Annotated in this window: 23 protein-coding genes; 18 read left to right on the top strand and 5 right to left on the bottom strand. The window is 42.8% G+C overall.

Annotated elements, in window-relative coordinates; genetic code table 11:
• Positions 1 to 409 precede the first annotated feature (409 nt).
• The 7 genes from rpmH (at position 410) to H7198_RS00845 (ending at position 4,583) form a co-directional block, all read left to right on the top strand.
• Positions 410 to 550 carry a 50S ribosomal protein L34 gene (rpmH, locus tag H7198_RS00875; RefSeq protein WP_213793221.1) on the top strand — a complete coding sequence of 47 codons (141 nt, stop codon included), beginning with the start codon at positions 410 to 412 and terminating at the stop codon, positions 548 to 550.
• An 83-nt stretch (positions 551 to 633) separates the two neighbouring features.
• Positions 634 to 993: a ribonuclease P protein component gene (gene rnpA, locus H7198_RS00870; RefSeq protein ID WP_091503181.1), complete on the top strand. Its 360-nt coding sequence runs from the start codon at positions 634 to 636 to the stop codon at positions 991 to 993.
• Entirely contained in the window at positions 980 to 1,819 is an 840-nt protein-coding gene (locus tag H7198_RS00865; RefSeq protein WP_274457887.1) for a membrane protein insertase YidC, read from the top strand. Before rnpA ends, H7198_RS00865 begins: the two co-directional genes overlap by 14 nt.
• A 38-nt stretch (positions 1,820 to 1,857) precedes the next feature.
• Positions 1,858 to 2,781, top strand: a complete 924-nt coding sequence (locus H7198_RS00860; RefSeq protein WP_274457885.1) for a magnesium transporter CorA family protein — start codon at positions 1,858 to 1,860, stop codon at positions 2,779 to 2,781.
• Between the two features lie 107 nt (positions 2,782 to 2,888).
• Positions 2,889 to 3,398: an MscL family protein gene (locus H7198_RS00855; RefSeq protein ID WP_274457883.1), complete on the top strand. Its 510-nt coding sequence runs from the start codon at positions 2,889 to 2,891 to the stop codon at positions 3,396 to 3,398.
• Positions 3,399 to 3,400: 2 nt separating this feature from the next.
• Positions 3,401 to 3,568, top strand: coding sequence for a hypothetical protein (locus H7198_RS00850; RefSeq protein WP_274457880.1), 168 nt, complete (start codon positions 3,401 to 3,403; stop codon positions 3,566 to 3,568).
• 121 nt (positions 3,569 to 3,689) lie between these two features.
• Positions 3,690 to 4,583, top strand: a complete 894-nt coding sequence (locus H7198_RS00845; RefSeq protein WP_274457878.1) for an alpha/beta hydrolase — start codon at positions 3,690 to 3,692, stop codon at positions 4,581 to 4,583.
• 34 nt (positions 4,584 to 4,617) lie between these two features.
• Here H7198_RS00845 and H7198_RS00840 read toward each other — a convergent pair whose 3' ends face one another.
• Positions 4,618 to 6,495: an FAD/NAD(P)-binding protein gene (locus tag H7198_RS00840; RefSeq protein WP_274457876.1), complete on the bottom strand. Its 1,878-nt coding sequence runs from the start codon at positions 6,493 to 6,495 to the stop codon at positions 4,618 to 4,620.
• Between the two features lie 457 nt (positions 6,496 to 6,952).
• Between H7198_RS00840 and tyrS the strand changes: the two genes are divergently transcribed.
• From tyrS to H7198_RS00820, 4 genes are all read left to right on the top strand, one after another.
• Positions 6,953 to 8,200 (top strand): tyrosine--tRNA ligase, encoded by a 1,248-nt coding sequence (gene tyrS, locus H7198_RS00835; RefSeq protein ID WP_274457874.1) that lies wholly within the window; start codon positions 6,953 to 6,955, stop codon positions 8,198 to 8,200.
• A 356-nt stretch (positions 8,201 to 8,556) separates the two neighbouring features.
• Positions 8,557 to 9,471, top strand: coding sequence for an ABC transporter ATP-binding protein (locus tag H7198_RS00830; protein ID WP_274457871.1), 915 nt, complete (start codon positions 8,557 to 8,559; stop codon positions 9,469 to 9,471).
• 21 nt (positions 9,472 to 9,492) lie between these two features.
• Positions 9,493 to 10,257, top strand: a complete 765-nt coding sequence (locus H7198_RS00825) for an ABC transporter permease (protein ID WP_274457870.1) — start codon at positions 9,493 to 9,495, stop codon at positions 10,255 to 10,257.
• A gap of 103 nt (positions 10,258 to 10,360) precedes the next feature.
• Positions 10,361 to 10,663, top strand: coding sequence for a kinase (locus tag H7198_RS00820; protein WP_091503199.1), 303 nt, complete (start codon positions 10,361 to 10,363; stop codon positions 10,661 to 10,663).
• 52 nt (positions 10,664 to 10,715) lie between these two features.
• Here the strand turns inward: H7198_RS00820 and H7198_RS00815 are convergent, their stop codons facing one another.
• The 4 genes from H7198_RS00815 to H7198_RS00800 form a co-directional block, all read right to left on the bottom strand.
• Positions 10,716 to 11,471 (bottom strand): ABC transporter ATP-binding protein, encoded by a 756-nt coding sequence (locus H7198_RS00815; RefSeq protein ID WP_274457867.1) that lies wholly within the window; start codon positions 11,469 to 11,471, stop codon positions 10,716 to 10,718.
• On the bottom strand, positions 11,464 to 12,363 hold the full coding sequence (locus H7198_RS00810) for an ABC transporter permease (protein WP_274457865.1): 900 nt from the start codon (positions 12,361 to 12,363) through the stop codon (positions 11,464 to 11,466). Before H7198_RS00810 ends, H7198_RS00815 begins: the two co-directional genes overlap by 8 nt.
• Positions 12,363 to 13,361, bottom strand: coding sequence for a tryptophan ABC transporter substrate-binding protein (trpX, locus tag H7198_RS00805; RefSeq protein WP_274457863.1), 999 nt, complete (start codon positions 13,359 to 13,361; stop codon positions 12,363 to 12,365). Before trpX ends, H7198_RS00810 begins: the two co-directional genes overlap by 1 nt.
• 308 nt (positions 13,362 to 13,669) lie before the next feature.
• Positions 13,670 to 14,272: a nitroreductase family protein gene (locus tag H7198_RS00800; RefSeq protein ID WP_274457860.1), complete on the bottom strand. Its 603-nt coding sequence runs from the start codon at positions 14,270 to 14,272 to the stop codon at positions 13,670 to 13,672.
• A gap of 87 nt (positions 14,273 to 14,359) precedes the next feature.
• On the opposite strand from H7198_RS00800, the gene H7198_RS00795 reads away from it, so the two are divergent.
• The 7 genes from H7198_RS00795 (at position 14,360) to H7198_RS00765 (ending at position 19,481) form a co-directional block, all read left to right on the top strand.
• Entirely contained in the window at positions 14,360 to 14,824 is a 465-nt protein-coding gene (locus tag H7198_RS00795; protein WP_274457858.1) for an Rrf2 family transcriptional regulator, read from the top strand.
• Positions 14,817 to 15,245, top strand: a complete 429-nt coding sequence (locus H7198_RS00790; protein WP_274457856.1) for a fluoride efflux transporter FluC — start codon at positions 14,817 to 14,819, stop codon at positions 15,243 to 15,245. The genes H7198_RS00795 and H7198_RS00790 overlap by 8 nt, the downstream gene beginning before the upstream one ends.
• Positions 15,235 to 15,582 carry a CrcB family protein gene (locus H7198_RS00785; protein WP_274457854.1) on the top strand — a complete coding sequence of 116 codons (348 nt, stop codon included), beginning with the start codon at positions 15,235 to 15,237 and terminating at the stop codon, positions 15,580 to 15,582. The genes H7198_RS00790 and H7198_RS00785 overlap by 11 nt, the downstream gene beginning before the upstream one ends.
• Before the next feature lie 48 nt (positions 15,583 to 15,630).
• Complete coding sequence (locus H7198_RS00780) at positions 15,631 to 16,515, top strand: DegV family protein (RefSeq protein ID WP_274457852.1); 885 nt, start codon at positions 15,631 to 15,633, stop codon at positions 16,513 to 16,515.
• A gap of 193 nt (positions 16,516 to 16,708) precedes the next feature.
• Positions 16,709 to 17,350: a PAQR family membrane homeostasis protein TrhA gene (gene trhA / locus H7198_RS00775; RefSeq protein WP_274457850.1), complete on the top strand. Its 642-nt coding sequence runs from the start codon at positions 16,709 to 16,711 to the stop codon at positions 17,348 to 17,350.
• A gap of 33 nt (positions 17,351 to 17,383) precedes the next feature.
• A complete protein-coding gene (locus tag H7198_RS00770; RefSeq protein ID WP_274457848.1) occupies positions 17,384 to 18,022 on the top strand; it encodes a carbonic anhydrase family protein in 639 nt (212 codons plus the stop codon).
• 91 nt (positions 18,023 to 18,113) lie between these two features.
• Positions 18,114 to 19,481: an MFS transporter gene (locus H7198_RS00765; RefSeq protein WP_274457846.1), complete on the top strand. Its 1,368-nt coding sequence runs from the start codon at positions 18,114 to 18,116 to the stop codon at positions 19,479 to 19,481.
• Positions 19,482 to 19,558: the final 77 nt, after the last annotated feature.

The raw sequence follows: 19,558 nt of genomic DNA, 5'->3' as shown, positions 1-19,558 counted from the left end.
AAGATCAAAAGGAATGGATAAATCCCCAATTGTGGGAAAGAAAAAAGGAGCTTGTGGAAATAAAAGGGAACAAAAATTCGCTTTATCCACAAAGACAAGGGTTTATCCACAGGAGAAATGTTGATAACATCGTCTTTTGATTCTTTATCAACGTTTTCCACAGTTAAAAACCAACAACCTGTGGAAAAGTGGATAACTTGTGTAAAAGGGCGGTATAACCTTTTCTTTTTGGCAACTTACGCAAGGGCTTTGGATTTCTTGTTTAAAAGAATGTGGATAAGTTTTTTCCTTTATATATAAAAATATTCCGTATCATCTCTTGCTTTGCTTGTCAGGCCGGCCTATCCGTGGTATGATTAATCCCGAATTGCAAAGAAATTTGCAGACAAATTAGTTTAAATGGAGGAAAATCCTAATGAAGCGTACATTCCAACCAAAGAAGCGTCATCGCGCACGCGTACACGGTTTCCGTAAGCGTATGTTAACGAGCAACGGTCGTAAGGTTTTGGCTCGCCGCCGCGCGAAGGGCCGCAAGGTATTATCTGCCTAAACAGGTCGCTGCTTGCAGTGGCCTTTTTATTTTCAATGATTCATGCAGGTTTCCTGCGTACATAACAATTTAGGTGGATACTTATGCGTAAGTCATTTCGTATTAAAAAGCCTGAGGAATTCCAAAGAGTATTCGATCACCATCATTCAGTGGCGAACAAGTACTTCGTGGTTTACCGATTGCAGAAAAAAGATCAAAAACATTTTCGATTAGGTCTTTCCGTTGGGAAGAAAATTGGAAAGGCGCATGACCGAGTTCATGTTAAAAGAAGAATTCGACAGTCGATGCTGGAGTTAAAACCAGTACTCGATCAGAGAAGCGATATACTTGTTATAGCGCGACCAGCAGTTGCTGGAGCCTCTCAGGCTTTTATCAAACAGCAGTTAGTCCATGTACTGGGCTTAGCAAAACTACTAAAGGATGAGCAAGATGACAAAGATTAATAAGTGGGTAAAGACAGTTGGCTTTCTTCCGCTAATTTTAGCGGCCTTGGCCCTTATCGGAATTATTGCAGCGGATCTTTCATACACTGGCTATGTTGCCGGTTCTGGAATCTGGGGAGGTTTTGTTGCCTTCTTTATCCGTTCAATCCTTGGAGTTTCTTCTTGGTTCTCTTCATCTTACGGGTTAGGGATTGTTATCTTTACAATCTTGATTCGTTTCTTCATTCTACCTTTGATGGTTTACCAAATTGACTCAATGAAGAAGATGCAGGTCTTGCAGCCTCAATTAAAGGTTCTACAAGAAAAGTATGCTGGTCGCGATACAGAAACGCGGACACTTCTTGCTCAGGAACAACAGGCACTTTATAAGGAACATGGTGTTTCGCCATTTGCTTCAATGCTGCCATTGCTTGTTCAGATGCCTGTCTTGATTGCTCTTTATCAGGGTATTCATAATTCTCCTGTTCTCCGTTCCGGTTCATTCCTTTGGTTGAACCTTGGTGATCAGGATCCTTACTTCATTTTGCCAGTGTTGGCTGCCTTGTTTACTTTCGGGTCATCTTGGCTTTCAACACAAGCAAACCCTCAGCAAAATACAATGACGAAGATTTTACCATTTATCTTCCCATTCATTATTTTCTTCACTTCTTTGGCTGTTCCAGCTGCCGTTTCTCTATACTGGGTTGTTGGAAATCTCTTCCAAATGGTTCAAACTTTCTTCTTGCAAAACCCATTTAAATTGAAGCAGGAACGAGAAGAAGCACGCGCTAAAGAGAAGGCAAAAGCCCGTAAAATGCGTAAGGCTAAGCGTTCAAAGAAGCGTTAAGGAAAGCTTGTACTTGATGTTTTAAAAGGTGGTACACCATGATTGAAATGTTAAAACAAAACGCAAACTTTCACTGGTACCATGTCACAAACATGTCAGAGGATGATCGAACGGAGCTCCTTTCGAAACATGGGTTAACTGAGCAGATGCTTGGTTATGCGAATGATCGAAATGAATCTGTTCGAATGGAATTTGATCCAGAAGCTGACGAAGCTTTGATTATTCTGGATGTTATTTCCGCTGAACCTGAACCTGTTTTGACTCGTCCCATTGGAATTGTTTTGGTTCATGGTGATTTATTTACCTTTGCGCATCGGCCAACTGATTATATTAAGAAAGAATTTACAGCAGGGAAGATTGACGGGCACTTGCCTGATGATGATCACCTATCGGTCTTTGAATTCTTGGTCACTGGTATTTACCCCTTAATGACGATGTATGGCGAAGAAATTACTGAGATTAATCGTCAGCGTCGTGCCATTCAGGCACAGTTTGGAAACCGTAAACAGTTAACCAAGCAAACCAATGATTTGTTGCATCTTCAAATTCAAATGATTTACCTGCAGAATTCATTGGCAAATAATTTGATTATGCTTGATCAGATTCGTCGGTCATATAAGAGTCACGTATCAGAAGATGATTTAGATTTAATTGACGCTGTTCGCGTTGAAGTTGAACAAGCACGGGACATGGCAGGTTTGGCCATGGAAGTGATTAACGCCGTGACAAAGGCTACTGGAACGCTTGGTAATCGAGACTTGAACTGGACGATGAAGGTGTTGACGGTTTACTCAATTGTCTTTACAATACCAACTGTTGTTTCTGGTTTTTATGGTGAAAACGTTGAGTATCTTCCATTTGCTAACCATCAATCAGGTTGGTGGGTAACCATCATCATTATGATTGGGTTAATGGTGGCAGCTACTTATATTTTCCATCGTTATGGATTCTTAAAGAAATAAAAAAGACGGCGAGAGCCGTTTTTTTTATACTTGTAATTACCACTAACCTTTTTTCTAATTAAAATCTGACGTATAATAGATGAGAACAAAAAATTACTGGAGGCGCCATGTTATTCAAACCTCGAGAAAAGAAAGAATTTATTTACCAAAAGAACCGGCTTATTCAAAAGTCTTCTGAAGGTATGATATCTTTCCGTCGTTTCCTTTTTGCGCCCAATTTACTGACCTTTGTTATTTCAGTTGTTGTGGGTAACGCTTTTGGATCGACTGTTAAAGAATTAGTAACGACGCTCTTTCATTTCTTCTATGCGCTTTGGCGCTGGATAGTAGGGAAAGGGCATCCCGCTAGTTTTGATTCAACTTGGAATGCTCTTTCCGATTTCTTAACTTCTGCTTTAACTCTGCTTGCCATTGCTTTAGCGGTCTTTTACTTTATCCAATTTATTAACAATTGGTTAATTGGTTCTGAGGAAGAAAAGTGGGGTTATGATGAACCTCATCAAGATTCGTTAAATGAACAAGCTTTGCTAAAGAAGAACAACGAATTAATGAAGGAGAATATCGTCTTACAAAAAGAAATTCTTCAATTATTAAAGGATAGTCAAAAGGAGAAGTAAAAATGAAAGTAACTACTGTATACACGGCAATCATCGCCTTGATTCTATTGTTTATTTCTGTTGTAGCATGGGTCTTTAAGTTTGTTGATTTAGCATTGGTAACATCTGACCTTGCGACGATTATGTTATTGGTTGTCTATCTTTGGGATAACCGTAAAGGAAATGATTAAGAAGTCTTTAAGAATATATACATTTTGCTAAGATGATATTCAGTCTTAGCTTTTTCTTTATCATTGTTTCACGTGGAACGATGATAAATGATGTTTCACGTGAAACACAAGGAGTGTTCAGATGCTATTTAAAGATTTAAATGTGAATTTTAATTCAGTTTCTATCCCAGAATCGGTCGGTGAAGTCATAAAGGATCAAGTTTACGGTAACGAAAAGTGGCAGCGATTCGACTTATACCTACCAAAGAAAAGGAAAGGTTCTACTCCTGTTCTTCTCGATTTACAAGGAGGAGGATTAGTTCGAGGAACAAAGTCGACGGAAAAGTTAGAACCCAATTTACGATTAACTCAAGAGGGGTTCGCCGTCGTATCAATGAACTATGAATTAATATCTGAAGAAAACTATGCTTTTCCCAATCAGGTGGCCGAAGTAAGGGCGGTTTTGATTCAACTTAGTAAGAAAGCCGAAGCATGGGGGCTGAATCCAGATGCTTTCTATTTAGCGGGCGAATCATCTGGTGCTCAGTTAGCGATGTTAACAACTGCTTCAGTTACAGCCGGGGTTAAACTAGGCCATGTTGAAGGGTTAGCCGATGACTTAGCGGATATGCCAATAATACAGAAGGTGATTGCTTCTTATGGGCCTTATGAATTTGACCGCTTTTCTGAGCAATTTAAAGAGCTAGGTGTTCAACCAAAGTATGCTGAGTCAGGTGCACCATACTCATTTGAGGGCTTGGCTATAGCCGGCCATCGAGTTGATGAGAACCCAATTGCGATTTCACAAGGTAACCCGGCTAACTACTTTACAACTGAAATGCCTGAAATTTTTGCGATGGCTGGTTCAGCCGATCAAGTCGTGCCTGAACTACAAAGTAAAGAAATGGTTAAGCGCTTTAATAAAATGGTGGGTAAAACAGCCAAAACGTATTGGCTGCCTGGTGGACACCATGGGGTGCATGATTTTGATACTGATGAGGTATACCGTCTAAAAGTCGACTTCTTGAAGTTATAAGAAAAAGTCCTGATGCTTTTGCATCAGGACTTTTTTAATGGAATATTTCGTGAAAATGAGGATGCTTGGTTAATAAGGCAGCAACTAACAATTTTGATTCTTTAAATATCAAAGTGTTGACATAGGGCCTTGGAATAACCGTGTTGAACCAACGTTCCCCCTCAAGTGGAATGCCGGAAATAAAGAAGCCGAAGACAGGCTGGTTATGTTTATCGATGGCCATAAAGTTCTTTGGATTAACTTTAATCGTGTTAGCAAGTAAATCACTTTGGTCACTATTAGGTGTTTGATCGTTTGGCCGAATTAATCCTTGCTTTGCTAGTGAACGAATAAGAGGTGACTTCGCAATTCGAAAATCAATGGTTGAGAGTCGGGCTTCAATTAGGCAAGTTCCTTTGTAAGAATTGCCAAAGTTATCTGTTGCCGTAAAGTATTGATCGTCGTGGCCAGTTTTGTAACCAGGTCCAGCAATCGTAATCACGTTTGCTTGCAGTAATGCGAGCAGCTGACGCATACGAATGAGGGGAGGACCTGCAGAAAGCTGATTATCGAAGTAACGGAAGGAAGTTAGCATTTTTTTATAACCGTCATCCGTGAAGTACCCGTCATTGTAAAGTGTACGAACAATATCTCTTAAATCACGAAGAAGATCGTAAGAACCGGTTAATGGCGACCAATCATTTCCTAACTGGGCAGAAACGATATCCTTCCTTAGGTGGTCTTCCAGGTTTTGCTTATAGTTTTCTTTTGTCCACTTTAGGGCTGGGAAGATTTTATCATCCCAATTGATGGCTGTTTCAAGGTCTAAATCAAAGACATCGTTTATCAGTGGCCAATGTTTTGGATTCTGAATAAAGTGGATGATGTTGGTTTTGTTTGAATCAAAGGGCAAATCGGTTTGCTGAATCTGATTGAATAGGAACTTGTAAGTTAATTCCTGTTTCAGAATGGTCATGAAGTCGTCAAAGGGCAACTTGCCATCGTGCTCTAGGGCAAGTTCCTTTAGTTTTGGAAGAGTAAAGAAACGGGGTTGATAAAGCTGTGAGGCTTCTTTCTGGTTTACGCCTTTCGAACGAGGAGGAAGACCATTGAATGATCCAGCCACAATTTTCGGTTCATGCCCCGATGGACGATAGGTGAGTGACCCATCGCGATTGGTTATAAAGGTACCACCTTTACCAGCTGTTAGTGATAGTAAGACATCAAAGAAGGAAAGACCAAGCCCTTCAATTAAAACAGAATCGCTTTCCTTGATTTTACTGAAGTCATTTTCTGCCGGATGGGAGGCAGGGAAATAAACCAATCCTTCTTTCTTAGCAAAAGTCATGAGGTCGGATTGCTTTTGATTTAGTTGGTTATCGATATGGCCGGGTGCGAGGACTACTCGGTCGTAGCGGCTGGTGCGTCCATCCGCTGTTTTAAGTTTAAATCGTCGAGGACCCTTATGAAGGTCGACTACTTCCGATTTATGGAAGGAAATGTTGATGTTTTTGGGACAAGCATTCTGTAATTCCTCAAAGTACCAAGCGGCATAAATGCCGAATAAACCTCTAGAAGAAAAGGTATTGGCTGAAATTAAGGAAAGTACTTCATCACGGTAGGCGGATGGGTACTCAGGGTGGTCAGAGAGGTAGTCAAAGGCCTTTGTTTGTGCCCATGTTAAGAGATTAGGGCGGGCAATTGGAACTTCATGGTCAAACAGCTCGTAATCGTCAAAGAGGGTAACCTGATTGGCGTAAGTGTTCATTAAAAAGGTATGGTTGTTTTTTAAAAATGGGTCCCAAACGCGACCGCCAATTGTACTGGGGTCAAAAAGGTCAATTACGACCTCTGTTTTTGAATCTATGGTGAATAATAGCCGACCCAAAATAGCTAAGTTACGTGGGCCAGCTCCAATTAATGCAATTCTCATCGGTGCCATACTCCTATTGAAATTCAATAAAAAAAGCTAACATATTTCGTTAGCAGGGCAAACCGAAAATCAACAATCATTGCTGATTTTGCGATATACAGTGTTAATTCTTACCATTCAATTGTAAGTGAATATGGTAATTATGTCAAAAATAACAGAATATACCAATTTGTAACAAAAGGCTGCATAGCCTTACTATTACTGGTATAATAGGGGTATCATTTGTTGCAGAGCGGAGAAGCACTGGTAGTCAGAAAGCCAACGGTTGCTGTGAGTTGGTCTAACTTCTTCAGGTACACAACAAAACACAATGACGTAAAATGCCGCGTTAAGGCAGTCCAAGTGACCTCGAAGAGGTAATTTAGGTGGTACCGCGGTTCAGTCGCCCTAATCAGAAGAGATTAGGGCGACTTTTTTATATCATATAGGAAGAAAAATATTAAAATAGGAGCGTGTTATGAATTTTATTGAAGATTTGAAGTGGCGTGGTGCCTTGAACCAAGTAACGGATGAAGAGGGCTTGTTGAAGGCCATGGAAGACGGTCAAATTGGTGCTTATGTCGGGACCGATCCAACTGCCGATTCTTTGCACCTGGGCCACTTGATTCCCTTTATGGTCTTGAAGCGCTTCCAAAACGCTGGTGGTAAGGCTGTCATTATTGTTGGTGGCGCAACAGGTTCAATTGGAGATCCACGTCCAACCACAGAACGTAAATTGCTTTCTGAAGAACAGTTGAAGGAAAACGAAAAGGGCATTGCTGCCCAGGTTACGAAGCTGTTTGGCCAAAATGGTACAAAAATTGTCAACAATGCCGACTGGTTGAATGTGATGTCATTGCCAACGTTCTTGCGTGACTACGGAAAGCTCTTTTCAATTAACGTGATGTTGAAGAAGGACGTTGTGGCTTCCCGTTTGGAAACAGGAATTTCTTACACGGAATTTACTTACCAGATTTTGCAGGCCATCGACTTCTTGCACCTCTGGCAGGAAGAAAACGTTCGTTTGCAAATTGGTGGATCAGACCAGTGGGGAAACATCACCTCTGGTGTTGATTTGATTCATACAATTGAGGGACCAGAGGCGCCAGCCTTTGGTTTGACGATTCCTTTGATGACGGACTCAACTGGTAAGAAGTTTGGTAAGTCTGAAGGAAACGCCATCTGGTTGAACGCTGAAAAGACATCACCTTATACTTTCTACCAGTTCTGGTTTAACCAACAGGATGCCGATATTGAAAAGTACTTGAAGTACTTTACCTTCTTGGAACCGGAAGAAATTGAAAAGATTGTCGCAGAATCAGCTGAAAACCCCGGTGCTCGTTACGGACAGAAGCGTTTGGCAGAAGAGGTCACAGCCTTTGTTCACGGCCAAGCAGCTGTTGATGAAGCGGAAGCTTTGTCAAAGGCTTTGTTCTCAGGTGATGTTGCAGAACTAAGCGTCCAACAAATTAAGGACGTTTTCTCTGGTGTTCCGGGATTTGATACGACTGCAAATAAGCAAAATATTGTCGATTTCTTAGTTGATGCTGGAATCGAAAAGTCAAAGCGTCAAGCACGTGAAGACGTCACGAACGGGGCGGTCCGTATTAACGGTGAAAAGGTGACGGATGTTGACGCTGAAGTTGATCCAAGTGCTGCTTACGAAGGTCAATTTGTCCTTGTTCGCCGTGGTAAAAAGAAGTATTTCTTAGGAACGGTTAAGTAAGATTAAAGTTGTTAAATGAACCTTTTTGAATGTTTTTTCAAAAGTTATTCTACTTTAACCTTAGTTTAATCTCATCGGCCCATAATAATAGACATGATATAGCAATATATCAAAGGGTCAGGTACCTAGTTCATTATAAATACTTCTCTCTAAACCTAATTTATACCTTCTCTCCCGTACTAGGTATCTGACATTTTGAAATGCTCCCCGCTAGGGGAGCTTTTTTTATGGATTTGTTAAAGATGGGGGACTTTAATGGTTGGTCTTGCTTGCTTTGTTATAATGGAGGAGACTCAAATAAGTTTAAGTCCTTCAATGTTGATTGAAAGAGACGTTTACAAAAGGAGACACCGCATATGTCATTATTAGAACTGCGTCACGTGTCAAAGAAATTTGGCTCATACCAAGCCTTAGATGACGTATCATTTTCAGTAGAACCTGGTCGTATTGTTGGTTTGATTGGCCCAAACGGGGCCGGAAAGTCCACTGCAATGCGTGCCATGACTGGTTTGATGCGTTTTGATTCAGGGGATATTATTTTTGATGGCCAACCTGTTAAGTTCTCAAAGACAAAGGCTTTGTCTAAGATGGGAAACTTGATTGAATACCCATCAATCTATCCAAACTTTACTGCCGAAGACCACATGAAGTACTATGCAATGGATTCAGATGATCCTGAAAACATTCAAGAACTCATGAAGTTGACCGGAATTGATGGTCCGAACTTCGGTAAGCGGAAAGCCAAGCACTTCTCACTTGGGATGAAGCAACGCCTGGGTATTGCCATCGCTTTGATTCGTAAGCCAAAGTTGGTTATCTTAGATGAACCAATGAACGGATTGGATCCACAATCTGTTCGCGAAATCCGTTCACTCATCCAGGAACTTGCACAGAAGGGCATTGCCTTCTTGATTTCTTCCCACCTTTTGGACGAATTGCAACGTCTTGCTGACGATGTGGTTATCATTAACAAGGGTAAGATTATTCGTCGTGCAACGATGAAAGACTTCCTTTCAGAAGATAAGGCCGAGGTTAAGGTTAAGACTTCTGATAACCAGGCCATGTTGAAGGCAGCGGAAGATGCTGGCTGGCATGCTAAGCTTGGTGACAATGATCAAGTGTTGATTACTGTTGAAGAAGGCGTTAACGCCCAGGCCGTATTGGCAAAGGCGACAGAAGCTAAGTTGGATGTCTTAGATATCCAAACGGGAACCGCTAACTTGGAAGAACACCTCTTAGAAGTGCTGTCCGAAAAGGGCACCCGTGCCTAAGACTTTGTTAAAGGAGAGATTATGATTACCTTATTAAAACAAGAATGGATGAAGGCAGTAAAGCAAAATCGTTTTTATGTCTGGGCCATTATTTCCTTCCTATTGCCAGTTGTAACGTTAATCTGGTTTATCCCAGCTGAGTCACAAACCCTTGGTTATGCTGCACTTGGTGGGGCTGGAATCGTTGTAGCAATTGCTGCGTCAGTTCTTTCTGCTTTGACCTTTACACAGGAATTTAACTTTGGAACTATTCGCCCATTGCTCTCCCGTCAGTACTCACGACTCCAAATCTTTATCTCAAAGATAGTAATGATTGTGATTGAATACGTGATTGTATTGGCTTCAGCTGTTTTGGGAACATTGGCCGGCCGCTTGATTTTCCAAACGCTGAATGGAACGACCGGTACGGAAATCGACTGGCAGCCATTCCTTTTCCACCAAGTCATGGACGTTGTGATGACCTTGTTCTTCTTCGCCATCGTTATCTTGGTTTCAAACCTCGTGAAGTCATCGGCAGCCGCCGTTTCATTGGGAATTGTTCTTTCAATTGCTACCTCAATCATCGCGGCCATTACGACATCCTTGGTTCAATTCTGGGAGCCGTTAAAGTTGAACCCATTGACTGTTGAGTCTTTCTTATCACAGTTTGATGGTACTTCAGCCGTCAACTTTGCCCTACACATGTACTTCGGTGCAGATGTTTGGGTTATCTGGGTTGTCTACGTAGGGTACTTGGTATTGCTATACCTTTTGACCTTCTTGATTTTCCAACGTCGTTCAGTTTAAATAAATAGAAAAGACAGGCACTTACCTGTCTTTTTTTGTTGAAAGGATGATTTTTTTCGTTCTCGTGCTGCTTTTTTTGCTACAATGAGCAAAGGAGTTAGCGATGTCACGAAACAAAAGTGTTTTTAATGATAAACAACGGATTCTGCGTTTATACTCAATTTTGATCTCAAAGCAGGCCATGTCGGTGGACCAGATTGAAGACCTCTTTTTTGTTGGTCAGAAAACCGTGCAGCGTGATATTGCAGCGATTCGCGAGTTCCTTGCAGATTTACAGCAGGGGGAAGAAATCAAGTCTGAGGTTGTCTACGACCGGAAGATGAAGAAGTACAAGATTACCGAGCGAGACCATCTTTTTGAGGTCTTTGATAAAATTAATTCAGAAGAAAATCCCTTTTACTTCTAAAAAAAGACGGACCGTTTCATGTGAAACGGTCCGTCTTTTAAATTGAAAATAATTAATGTACGAAGTACTTGAGTAGGTCAGCCTCTGTTAACGCTGCCTTCTCTTCGTCCTTAACGTCTAGAACGATTTGTCCGGCGTTTAAGACAATCAGACGGTTCCCGTATTGAAGGGCGTCCTTCAAATTATGGGTGATCATCAGAGAAGTTAAGTGGTTGTCTTTTACCTGATGGTTGGTTGCAGCCATGAGCTGGTCTGATGTCTTTGGATCAAGGGCGGCTGTATGCTCGTCTAAGAGCAGCAAACCTGGCTTGACCTGTGTCGCCATTAGGAAGGAGAGCGCTTGGCGCTGCCCTCCTGAAAGGGAACCAGTCGCTGTTTGCAGTCGGTCTTCGAGGTTGTTCCCCATTGTCTTTGTCAATTCGTAGTAATGTTCAAGCTTTTCAGAAGTGAGCTTACGATTCTTCAAAGTCCGGCGAGTTCCACGTTTTTCAGCAAGCAGAAGGTTTTCAGCAACTGTCATACGCGGTGCTGTTCCAAGCTTTGGGTCCTGGAAGACACGAGCTAAGAAGGATGTTCGCTTTACGGCGGGTACTGGCGTAATATCTTCACCATCGTGGAAAACGGAACCAGAAGTTAGAGGAAGGTCACCGGAAATCACATTAAAAAGGGTCGACTTACCGGCCCCGTTGGTTCCAAGAACGGTAATGAAATCTTCAGGGTAAATGTCTAGATTCATCTTATTTAAGATGGTTGTCCCGTTTGGAACGGTGACTGTTGCATCTTTTAGTGAGATTACAGGGTTAGTCATTTGCTTTACCTCCCATGTGTAGGACTTTTTCAAGCTTCAAGAACTTACGAGCTTGAGGAACCATCATTGCCAAGGCAAGAATGATGGATGAAATTAAGTTCAAATCGTTCGTTGAGAATCCAAGCTGTAGAACGGCCAAGAGGACTAAACGGTAGATGATTGAGCCAATAACGACAGCAACCAAACGTTGGTTCAATGACAAATCACCGAAGGCTACTTCTCCAATGATGATGGAAGCCAGGGCGATAACGATGATACCGATACCCATGTTGATGTCAGCAAAACCGTTGTTTTGAGCGATAACAGCACCACCGAAGGCAATCAAGGCGTTTGAAACCATAAGACCCATAATCGTCATACGATCCGTCTTAATACCGAAAGCAGCGGCCATGACTTTGTTATCACCGGTGGCGATGAAAGCCTGACCCAGTTCGGTTTGTAGGAACCAGATGAGGAAACTTAGGATAATGGCAATGACAATTAATCCAAGAACGACGCCGTCGAAGTACTTTGGCAAATCGTTTAGGAAGGAAAGGGAGAAAATGGTTTTTTGATCTAATAGGGAAATGTTAGCAGAACCCATAATGCGTAAGTTGATTGACAGGCAGGCGGTCATGACCAGAATTCCTGCTAATAGGATAGGAATCTTACCCTTCGTGTAGAGCAAACCGGTGATTAGGCCGGCTGCTGCACCAACAACTAGTGAGGCTGCAGTGGCTAAGAATGGGTTGACCCCATCAGCAATCATGGCAACCGCTGTTGAAGCTCCAAGTGGGAAGGAACCTTCAACCGTCATATCCGCAAAGTTCAAAATACGGAAGGTCAGGTAGAGGGCGACTCCTAGAATGGCCCAGAGGATGCCCTGTGAAATTGAAGAAACGATAATGGACATTAGTAGGCCTCCTTGTTAGCTTTAGCGTCTGAAACAATCTTTTCTGGTAGTGTGATGCCGAGGTCTGAAGCCGTTTGTAGGTTCACAGCGTAGTTACCCTTTGTGACGGATTGGACGGCCATTGTTGATGCCTTTTCGCCCTTTAGAACCTTGGCTGCCATTTGACCAGCCTGGTAACCCACTTGGTACTGTGACTGTGAGTAGGTAACCAGTCCACCATCGGCAACCATTGTGTCGTTTGATGGGATAACCGGTACGTTCTTCGCCTTAGCAGCAGATACCAAAGTCTTCATGGCCGTTGCAACGGAGTTATCCTGTGGCGCGTAAATGGCATCGACTTCGCCGGCCATGGTTGTCGCAACCTGCAACATATCATTAGTAGAAGAAATGGTGTAAGACTTCACGGTGTAGCCCGACTTTTGCAAAGTCTTCTTCATCATCTTGGCGTTATAAGTACCACCTGAATCGGAAGTGGTCGAGATGATACCGATGGTCTTGGCCTTTGGCAAAACTTCCTTAAAGACGGCAGCCTGCTTCTCGTAAGGTGAGTCACCAGCAACACCGGTCACATTCTTACCCGGCTTGTCGAGTGAGTTTACTAATTTAGCACCAACTGGGTTGGTGATACCAGCGAGGATAACAGGCGACTTGCCATTAGCTGCCTGTGCCAGTGAGAGAGAAGCTGGCGTGGCAATTCCAACCGTTAGGTCGGTGTCCTTGTTTTCAAAGTCCTGCGCCATGGTCTTTAAGTTGGCTTGGTTGGCCTGTGCGTTTTGATAAGAGATCTTCACGTTCTTACCATCCGTGTAACCGCCGTCCTTCAAACCGGCAACGACACCCTGATGGATTTGATCCAAGGCAGGGTGGGTAACTAATTGAAGAATTCCAACCGTTGGAATCTTATGGTTCTTCTTCGATGTTGATTGACCCTCAGTAAAGAAGGCGACAACAAGGAAGGCTAAAATCAGTGATGTAACCGTTAATAGACGTTTATTCATCTTACTCTCCCAAATAAAATACTTAACCCAAGTCAGTTTTTTTGCATGAAAAAAGCCTGCTTGGGTAATGTGATGTACCCAAACAGACTTTTATACAGTAAAAAGAGACCGGTTGGGACAAACTGTGTCACAGCCTGTCCGTATTCCGTCAAGCTGCTTTCCTACCGGCGCCACCATTGGCGATTCAATTGTGATGAGAATGCAGTCATTTGATTGCTCCTAAAGTATTAAAAGTTGTCTTAAGCATACAAGAGACCATCTTAGCTGTCAAGAAATAATTAGAAAAAATCAATTTTTTCTAAGAAAAGTCAATTAAAATGCATAAAGCGGACCATATCATCTTGATATGTTTTATCTTGGGCAGGGGCCTCGATGGAACCAAATGGCATTTGTCCACGTAGTACCCAACTGTCAGGTAAGTTGAAAGTCTCTTTGACAGCCTGATCAATGAGTGGGTTATAGTGCTGCAAGGATGCTCCCAGTCCAAGATTACTCAAGGTTAACCAAACGGCGTATAGGCTAATACCAATTGCTTCTTCCGCCCAGTCGTCGAAGTTATCAGCATAGGCAGGTGCTTGTTTCTTTAGTCCCTCAACGATGTTTGTATCGGTGAAGTACAGCACGGTACCAAAGCCAGCGGCAAAGGAATGATTTACCTTCGTTTTCGTTGCTGTAAAGGCTTCTTCCGAAGCGGCTACCTTTTTTAATTCGGTTAAGGCAATTTCCCAAAGCTTTTCATGGGCTTGTCCGGTTAGGACAACAGCCTGAACGGATTGCGAATTAAAGGCGGATGGCGTTTCTCGCACGGCCCCCTTAATAATAGAAAAAAGTTCGTCGGGATTTTGTTGAACGTTCTTCCCAAGGTTGTAGATGGAGCGTCGTTGTTCTTGAATCTTAGCAAAGTCAGGCATTTGGCTTCTCCTTATGAGTTGTATTTAATAAAAGTACAAGCAGTATGTTATACTATCTAGGATAAAAAAACAAGGAATATTTATAACATGAAGCCATCTCTAAAACTGACTAATGCGATTCATATTTTGATTTATATTGCTCGGGCCGATAAGCAGTCTTCTTACTCATCCAAGAGTATTGCTGATTCTGTTAATACGAATCCGTCAAGAATTCGTGCTTTGATGTCAGATTTGCAAAATGCTGACATTATTAAACGAGAGGGTGATCATTTTTCACGTCCCATTCTTGCTAAACCGGCGAGTGAGATTACGATGGCGGATGTTTTGATGGCTGTTGACCCGAGTTCGGCCACTTTTCCTCTCGATAATAAGGTGAATGAAGAATGCCCAATTGCTCAACACGTTAACCCAGTCTTATCTTCTTACTACGACTTAATCGATCAGTCACTGATTAAGAAAATGTCTAGTATCGCTTTTTCAGATATTTTAAAGGATGTGAATGAGCGCGCTGGAGAACTACTTTGCCATGTTGATGAGGTAGAAAATGCTTGAGGAAAAACCACAAATTATCACCCTAGTTGTCTTCCTAGGTGGTGCCATTGGGGGCTTGGCCCGCTATGGCCTGAGTTTAGTACCTGTTATGGGTAGCTGGCCATTGATGACGATTTTTATTAACTGTCTTGGAACGGCTGTTTTGGCTACCCTCGGTACTTATATGAAGGGATTTCACGAAAAACCAGCCTATATTCAAGACTTTGTTGGTACGGGGATTTGTGGTGGCTTTACCACGTTTGGTGCACTTATTTTAGAGAGTTACCAGTATTTATGGTCTGGCCAGCTAGTTTATCTTTTCTTGCTCATTGCCGCATCGATTGCCTTTGCTTTATTGTCATTAAAGTTAGGCTTTTGGCTTGGTGATGTCTTAGTGCAACGTGTTTCACAGGAAGAACAGGTGGCAAAAGATGGTAAATAAATTACTCTTAGTCATGTTGGGAACTGGTTTTGGGGCTGTCTTACGCTACTGGTTGATGACCCTTTGGACCAACCGAGGTGCCTATTTAACCGGTGTTTGGTTGGTGAACTTGATTGGTTCCTTTGCCTTGGGTGCGCTGTTTGAATTAAAACTCAATCAGCCCCTTGTTCTTCTATTAGAAACAGGTCTTTTGGGCGGTTTGACAACTTTTTCATCGATGATGACGGAGAGCGCAGGCGAAGCCAGTCGCAAGCAGGCGACACTGTACCTCACGGTCCAAATGGCAACGGGATTTGTAGCCTTTATCATTGGGTACGGCTTATTTACCATGAGTTAAATTTAGCTTTTATGGTATAGTGTTTTAGTATTATTCAGGAGAGAAATCATGGCAAAAATTGCGGTTATTGTTGATTCGTCAGCGGCCCTTCCACAAACTATTCGAAACTCATTTTCAATTACAGAAGTATCAATTCCCATTCTTTTCGGGGAAGAGACTTTCATGGGCGGAAAGGACATCACGTCAGTTGCACAACTCGTGGACATGATGTCTAAGAAGAAGGAACTGCCAACAACTTCACAGCCATCACCCGCACAGTGGGAAAAGGCTTTGAATGAAGCTCGCGATGCAGGTTATGACCAAGCAATCATTGTGACCCTCTCATCAGGAATCTCTGGGGCCTTTCAAACGGCTTCACTTGTGGCATCAAGCTACGAGGGATTGGACCGCGTTGAAGTGGTTGACTCAAAGCTGGTTAACATGGCCCAGGCGGCCCAAGCCTTGCTAGCAGCAAAGTTAGCCAAGGAAGGCGCCGATATGGACGAAATCTTGGCGCAATTAGCTGATTTCCGTACCCACTTGGGTGTCCGTTTTGTTGTGAACGATATCTCCCACTTGAAGCGTACCGGTCGTTTGTCCCGAGGACAGGCATTGGTTGGGGGATTGCTCAACATAAAGCCACTGCTTGACTTTGATATTGCCGGTGACGGTAAGATTGCCGCAGTCGGTAAAGTCCGTAAGATGTCAGGGGCTAAGGATGAAATCCAAAAGGCCTTTGATGAATATCTTTCAAAGGTGGATTTCCCGGTTCGAGCATACATTATTGATGCCAATAACAAAAAGCTTGGTGATAAGTGGTTGAAGGACTTCTCTGCTAAGTATCCTGCCGTGACTTTTGAACGAGCTGAAATGGATCCGGTCATTGTTGTTCATACAGGTGACGGGGCCATGGCGGTTATCTGGTCGCGCGATTACGAATCCTACCAAAAGTAATGAATACTATCTAAAGTAAACCAGTTCAATGAACTGGTTTTTTTGTAAAATTTAAATGAAATTCGACTTAGAATTGACGAGTATAAATTGTTATAAGAACTGATTTTGAGCACTTTTTTTATTTTGCTAAATTGGAATAACTAGTATAGACTTATAGAACAGTAATTTTACCAACTTAATATAAGGAGACAATATGAAAAAAAGGACAAAGGCTTATCAGATTGTCTATGAAGTATTGAATGCTAGTACCCATGGTTTGGGATTCATTCTAGCGGTTATTGCTTCCGTTTTTTTATTAGTGAAAGTATCCAAAGAGTCGCCTAGCGCAATTGAGTTAGCCGCCGTGATTGTCTATGTTTCGTCAATTTCGCTTTTTCTACTGGCATCAACGCTCTTCCACTCGCTCGTCTTTACTCGGGCTGCGAAAGTTTTCCAGTTCATGGACCATGCCGGTATTTACCTCGTGATTTTGGGATCGTATACGCCTTATACTTGGTTAGTTCTGAAGTGGCCGGTGGGATGGGCCATTTGGACGGCCATCTTATTAATGACCATCGCTGGCTTGGTTTACGACATTTTCTTTGTTGGCCGATGGCCCTGGGTGGCGGTGACGATTTACCTGGTGATGGGCTGGCTAATCATTCTGGTAATGCCAATTATTTGGTCCCTTTTGACACCGGCCGCATTCTGGCTTTTGCTGGCCGGGGGTGTGACCTACTCACTCGGTACAATCTTCTATTTGCTGCCTCAAATCCCAATGGGACATGTCTACTGGCACCTCTTTGTTTTGCTCGGGGCAGGACTCATGTACTTTTCAATTTACCAAACAATCTAAAGTCGCTTGACGACCAGAAAGTAAAAAACATTCATGGAAAAATTAAATTACCACTATCAGGACGCCTGGCGCAACACGACCACGGCCACCTGTCAATCACCAATTGATGTAGTGGCTGCCGATTTGGTTAGTGGTTCTCCCTTGAGAATCGACTGGTCCAATTTGCAGACCAGTGCCGTTCGAAAGGATGAACAGGTCATTGGCGACCAGTTCTTCTGTGACGGCCAATTATTAATTAATGAAGAAAGCTATGATTTAGTTCGTTTCCATATTCATGATGGTTATGAGCACCTCTGGGACGGGCAGGATGGCCCGGCAGAACTTCACTTGGTCTTTAATCGCCCAGATGGCGGTACCTTTGTTTTAGGCGTTTTTCTGACCTTGGATGAAAAAGCAAGTGCGCTCTTTGAGCCAGTTTTAAATGAAAAGATAAACCAGGTAAACCTACAGGACTTTCTGCCGGACAATGCGGATGAAGCAGTTTCCTACATCGGAACACTGACGACGCCACCTTTGAAAAAGGATGTGCAATGGTTACTCTTGAAAGAACCGCTGGGGATAAACGCCGATGATTTGGCGACTTTTACCCAAGTTTATCCTGATAATCACAGGGAAGTACAACCGGTTTTGAATCGAGCGGTTAGTTTACATCAAATTGTCACCTTATCTTGACGCTCCATATATTAGAAGCGTACAGTTAATCTAGTTAGAAAAGCAGGACAACCAACGGTTGTCCCTGTTTTCATTTATGAGGGAGTTTTAAATGAATGAAAAGTCTTTAAAGCGTGCAGCATTAGTCGTTGCCGCTGCACTGTTTATGCAGATGTTGGATTCGACGATTGTTACAACGGCTTTGCCACAAATTGCTGACGACCTCTCGGTGAACCAGTCGACTGCTTCTCTTTTAGTTTCAGTCTATATGCTCTTTGCAGCCGTCTTTATTCCGCTGTCGGGCTGGATGGCCAAAAAGATGAATCGAAAGGCGCTCTTTTTGCTTGCTGTTTTGATTTTTACCCTTTCGTCAGTGGCGGTGGGGCTGGTTGATAACCTTGCCTACATCTTGGTGATGCGTGCCCTACAGGGAATTGCCGGAGCCATGATGATTCCGGTTGGAAAGTTAATCATTTTGGAGAACGTAGCTTCTAAAAACCTGCTACAGATTCTTTCTTATCTAATTTGGCCCGCACTCATTGCGCCAGCCATTGCCCCTTTGCTGGGTGGCTACATTATTTCTGCTCTTTCCTGGCATTGGATTTTCTTTTTGAACCTGCCAATTGGTTTAGGAATCTTAATCGCTGGGTACTTCTTGATTCATGATGAGAATGCACCAGAAGACGCGCCTTTCGACATGGTTGGTTTCATTTTGGTCGCATTGGCCGCGGGGTTAATCCTGATTGCAGCCGAAACCTTGTCGCATGGTTTGAAGAGCCTTGCTTTAGGATCAACACTGCTGGTATTAGGATTTATCCTTTCCATCTTGTCCTTTAAACACTTGCAACGAGTTGATCAGCCACTCTTTGCCTTAGACGCTCTAAAGACGAAGACTTTCCGAATCTATACAACTGGGGGATCCATCTTCTGGATCACGATTGGGGCCTTGCCATACTTGTTGACGCTATTGTTGCAGGTCCCATTCCACTGGTCCGCCGTTGAGGCCGGAACCTACGTCATCTTCATCTTCCTTGGTAACTTGGCAATTAAGCCCTTTACCACTTTCATTATCAAGCATACAGGCTATAAGTACGCGCTGGTTATTGCCCTTGGATTGGCCACGATGTCCACCTTCCTGATGGCGGCCTTTGAAATGAATACGGCCAAGGTTTGGATTGCCTTTGTTGCCTTTGTATCTGGTGTCGGTCGCTCATTAGCTCTGACAGCCTACAACTCACTGGCCTTTTCTGAGTTAACAAAGAAGGAAAAGAACGCAGCCAACACCTTGCAGTCGGTTATGCAAATGTTGTCTCAGGCTTTCGGTGTCGGCTTTGCAGCGACCCTAGTGGCACTGTTTTCACAGGCCTTTGCAAGCAGTTTAGCCTACCAGATAACACTCTTTATTATGGGAGTCATTTCCCTTTACCCACTGTTCGAAGTACTCACATTACCAAAGAACGCTGGTGAAAGTACTTTATAAAAGTCTTTTAAGACCGCTTTTGCGGTCTTTTTTATTGCAAAAAGATGAGAAGTTGGGGATAATGGCGGTAAGAATTA

Origin of the sequence: Fructobacillus sp. CRL 2054 (assembly GCF_028764065.1) — a bacterium.
Lineage (GTDB): Bacteria > Bacillota > Bacilli > Lactobacillales > Lactobacillaceae > Fructobacillus.
This window is presented reverse-complemented; position numbering and strand designations above follow the sequence as displayed.

Excerpts from the sequence above, each read along its gene's own strand:
- H7198_RS00770 (WP_274457848.1), top strand. The coding sequence starts at position 17,384 with ATGGAAAAATTAAATTACCACTATCAGGACGCCTGGCGCAACACGACC.
- rnpA (WP_091503181.1), top strand. The coding sequence starts at position 634 with ATGCGTAAGTCATTTCGTATTAAAAAGCCTGAGGAATTCCAAAGAGTA.
- H7198_RS00785 (WP_274457854.1), top strand. The coding sequence starts at position 15,235 with ATGGTAAATAAATTACTCTTAGTCATGTTGGGAACTGGTTTTGGGGCT.
- trpX (WP_274457863.1), bottom strand. The coding sequence starts at position 13,361 with ATGAATAAACGTCTATTAACGGTTACATCACTGATTTTAGCCTTCCTT.
- H7198_RS00800 (WP_274457860.1), bottom strand. The coding sequence starts at position 14,272 with ATGCCTGACTTTGCTAAGATTCAAGAACAACGACGCTCCATCTACAAC.
- H7198_RS00825 (WP_274457870.1), top strand. The coding sequence starts at position 9,493 with ATGATTACCTTATTAAAACAAGAATGGATGAAGGCAGTAAAGCAAAAT.
- H7198_RS00815 (WP_274457867.1), bottom strand. The coding sequence starts at position 11,471 with ATGACTAACCCTGTAATCTCACTAAAAGATGCAACAGTCACCGTTCCA.
- H7198_RS00765 (WP_274457846.1), top strand. The coding sequence starts at position 18,114 with ATGAATGAAAAGTCTTTAAAGCGTGCAGCATTAGTCGTTGCCGCTGCA.
- H7198_RS00830 (WP_274457871.1), top strand. The coding sequence starts at position 8,557 with ATGTCATTATTAGAACTGCGTCACGTGTCAAAGAAATTTGGCTCATAC.
- H7198_RS00795 (WP_274457858.1), top strand. The coding sequence starts at position 14,360 with ATGAAGCCATCTCTAAAACTGACTAATGCGATTCATATTTTGATTTAT.
- H7198_RS00780 (WP_274457852.1), top strand. The coding sequence starts at position 15,631 with ATGGCAAAAATTGCGGTTATTGTTGATTCGTCAGCGGCCCTTCCACAA.
- H7198_RS00790 (WP_274457856.1), top strand. The coding sequence starts at position 14,817 with ATGCTTGAGGAAAAACCACAAATTATCACCCTAGTTGTCTTCCTAGGT.
- H7198_RS00865 (WP_274457887.1), top strand. The coding sequence starts at position 980 with ATGACAAAGATTAATAAGTGGGTAAAGACAGTTGGCTTTCTTCCGCTA.
- H7198_RS00810 (WP_274457865.1), bottom strand. The coding sequence starts at position 12,363 with ATGTCCATTATCGTTTCTTCAATTTCACAGGGCATCCTCTGGGCCATT.
- tyrS (WP_274457874.1), top strand. The coding sequence starts at position 6,953 with ATGAATTTTATTGAAGATTTGAAGTGGCGTGGTGCCTTGAACCAAGTA.
- H7198_RS00860 (WP_274457885.1), top strand. The coding sequence starts at position 1,858 with ATGATTGAAATGTTAAAACAAAACGCAAACTTTCACTGGTACCATGTC.
- trhA (WP_274457850.1), top strand. The coding sequence starts at position 16,709 with ATGAAAAAAAGGACAAAGGCTTATCAGATTGTCTATGAAGTATTGAAT.
- H7198_RS00840 (WP_274457876.1), bottom strand. The coding sequence starts at position 6,495 with ATGAGAATTGCATTAATTGGAGCTGGCCCACGTAACTTAGCTATTTTG.
- H7198_RS00850 (WP_274457880.1), top strand. The coding sequence starts at position 3,401 with ATGAAAGTAACTACTGTATACACGGCAATCATCGCCTTGATTCTATTG.
- H7198_RS00855 (WP_274457883.1), top strand. The coding sequence starts at position 2,889 with ATGTTATTCAAACCTCGAGAAAAGAAAGAATTTATTTACCAAAAGAAC.
- H7198_RS00845 (WP_274457878.1), top strand. The coding sequence starts at position 3,690 with ATGCTATTTAAAGATTTAAATGTGAATTTTAATTCAGTTTCTATCCCA.
- H7198_RS00820 (WP_091503199.1), top strand. The coding sequence starts at position 10,361 with ATGTCACGAAACAAAAGTGTTTTTAATGATAAACAACGGATTCTGCGT.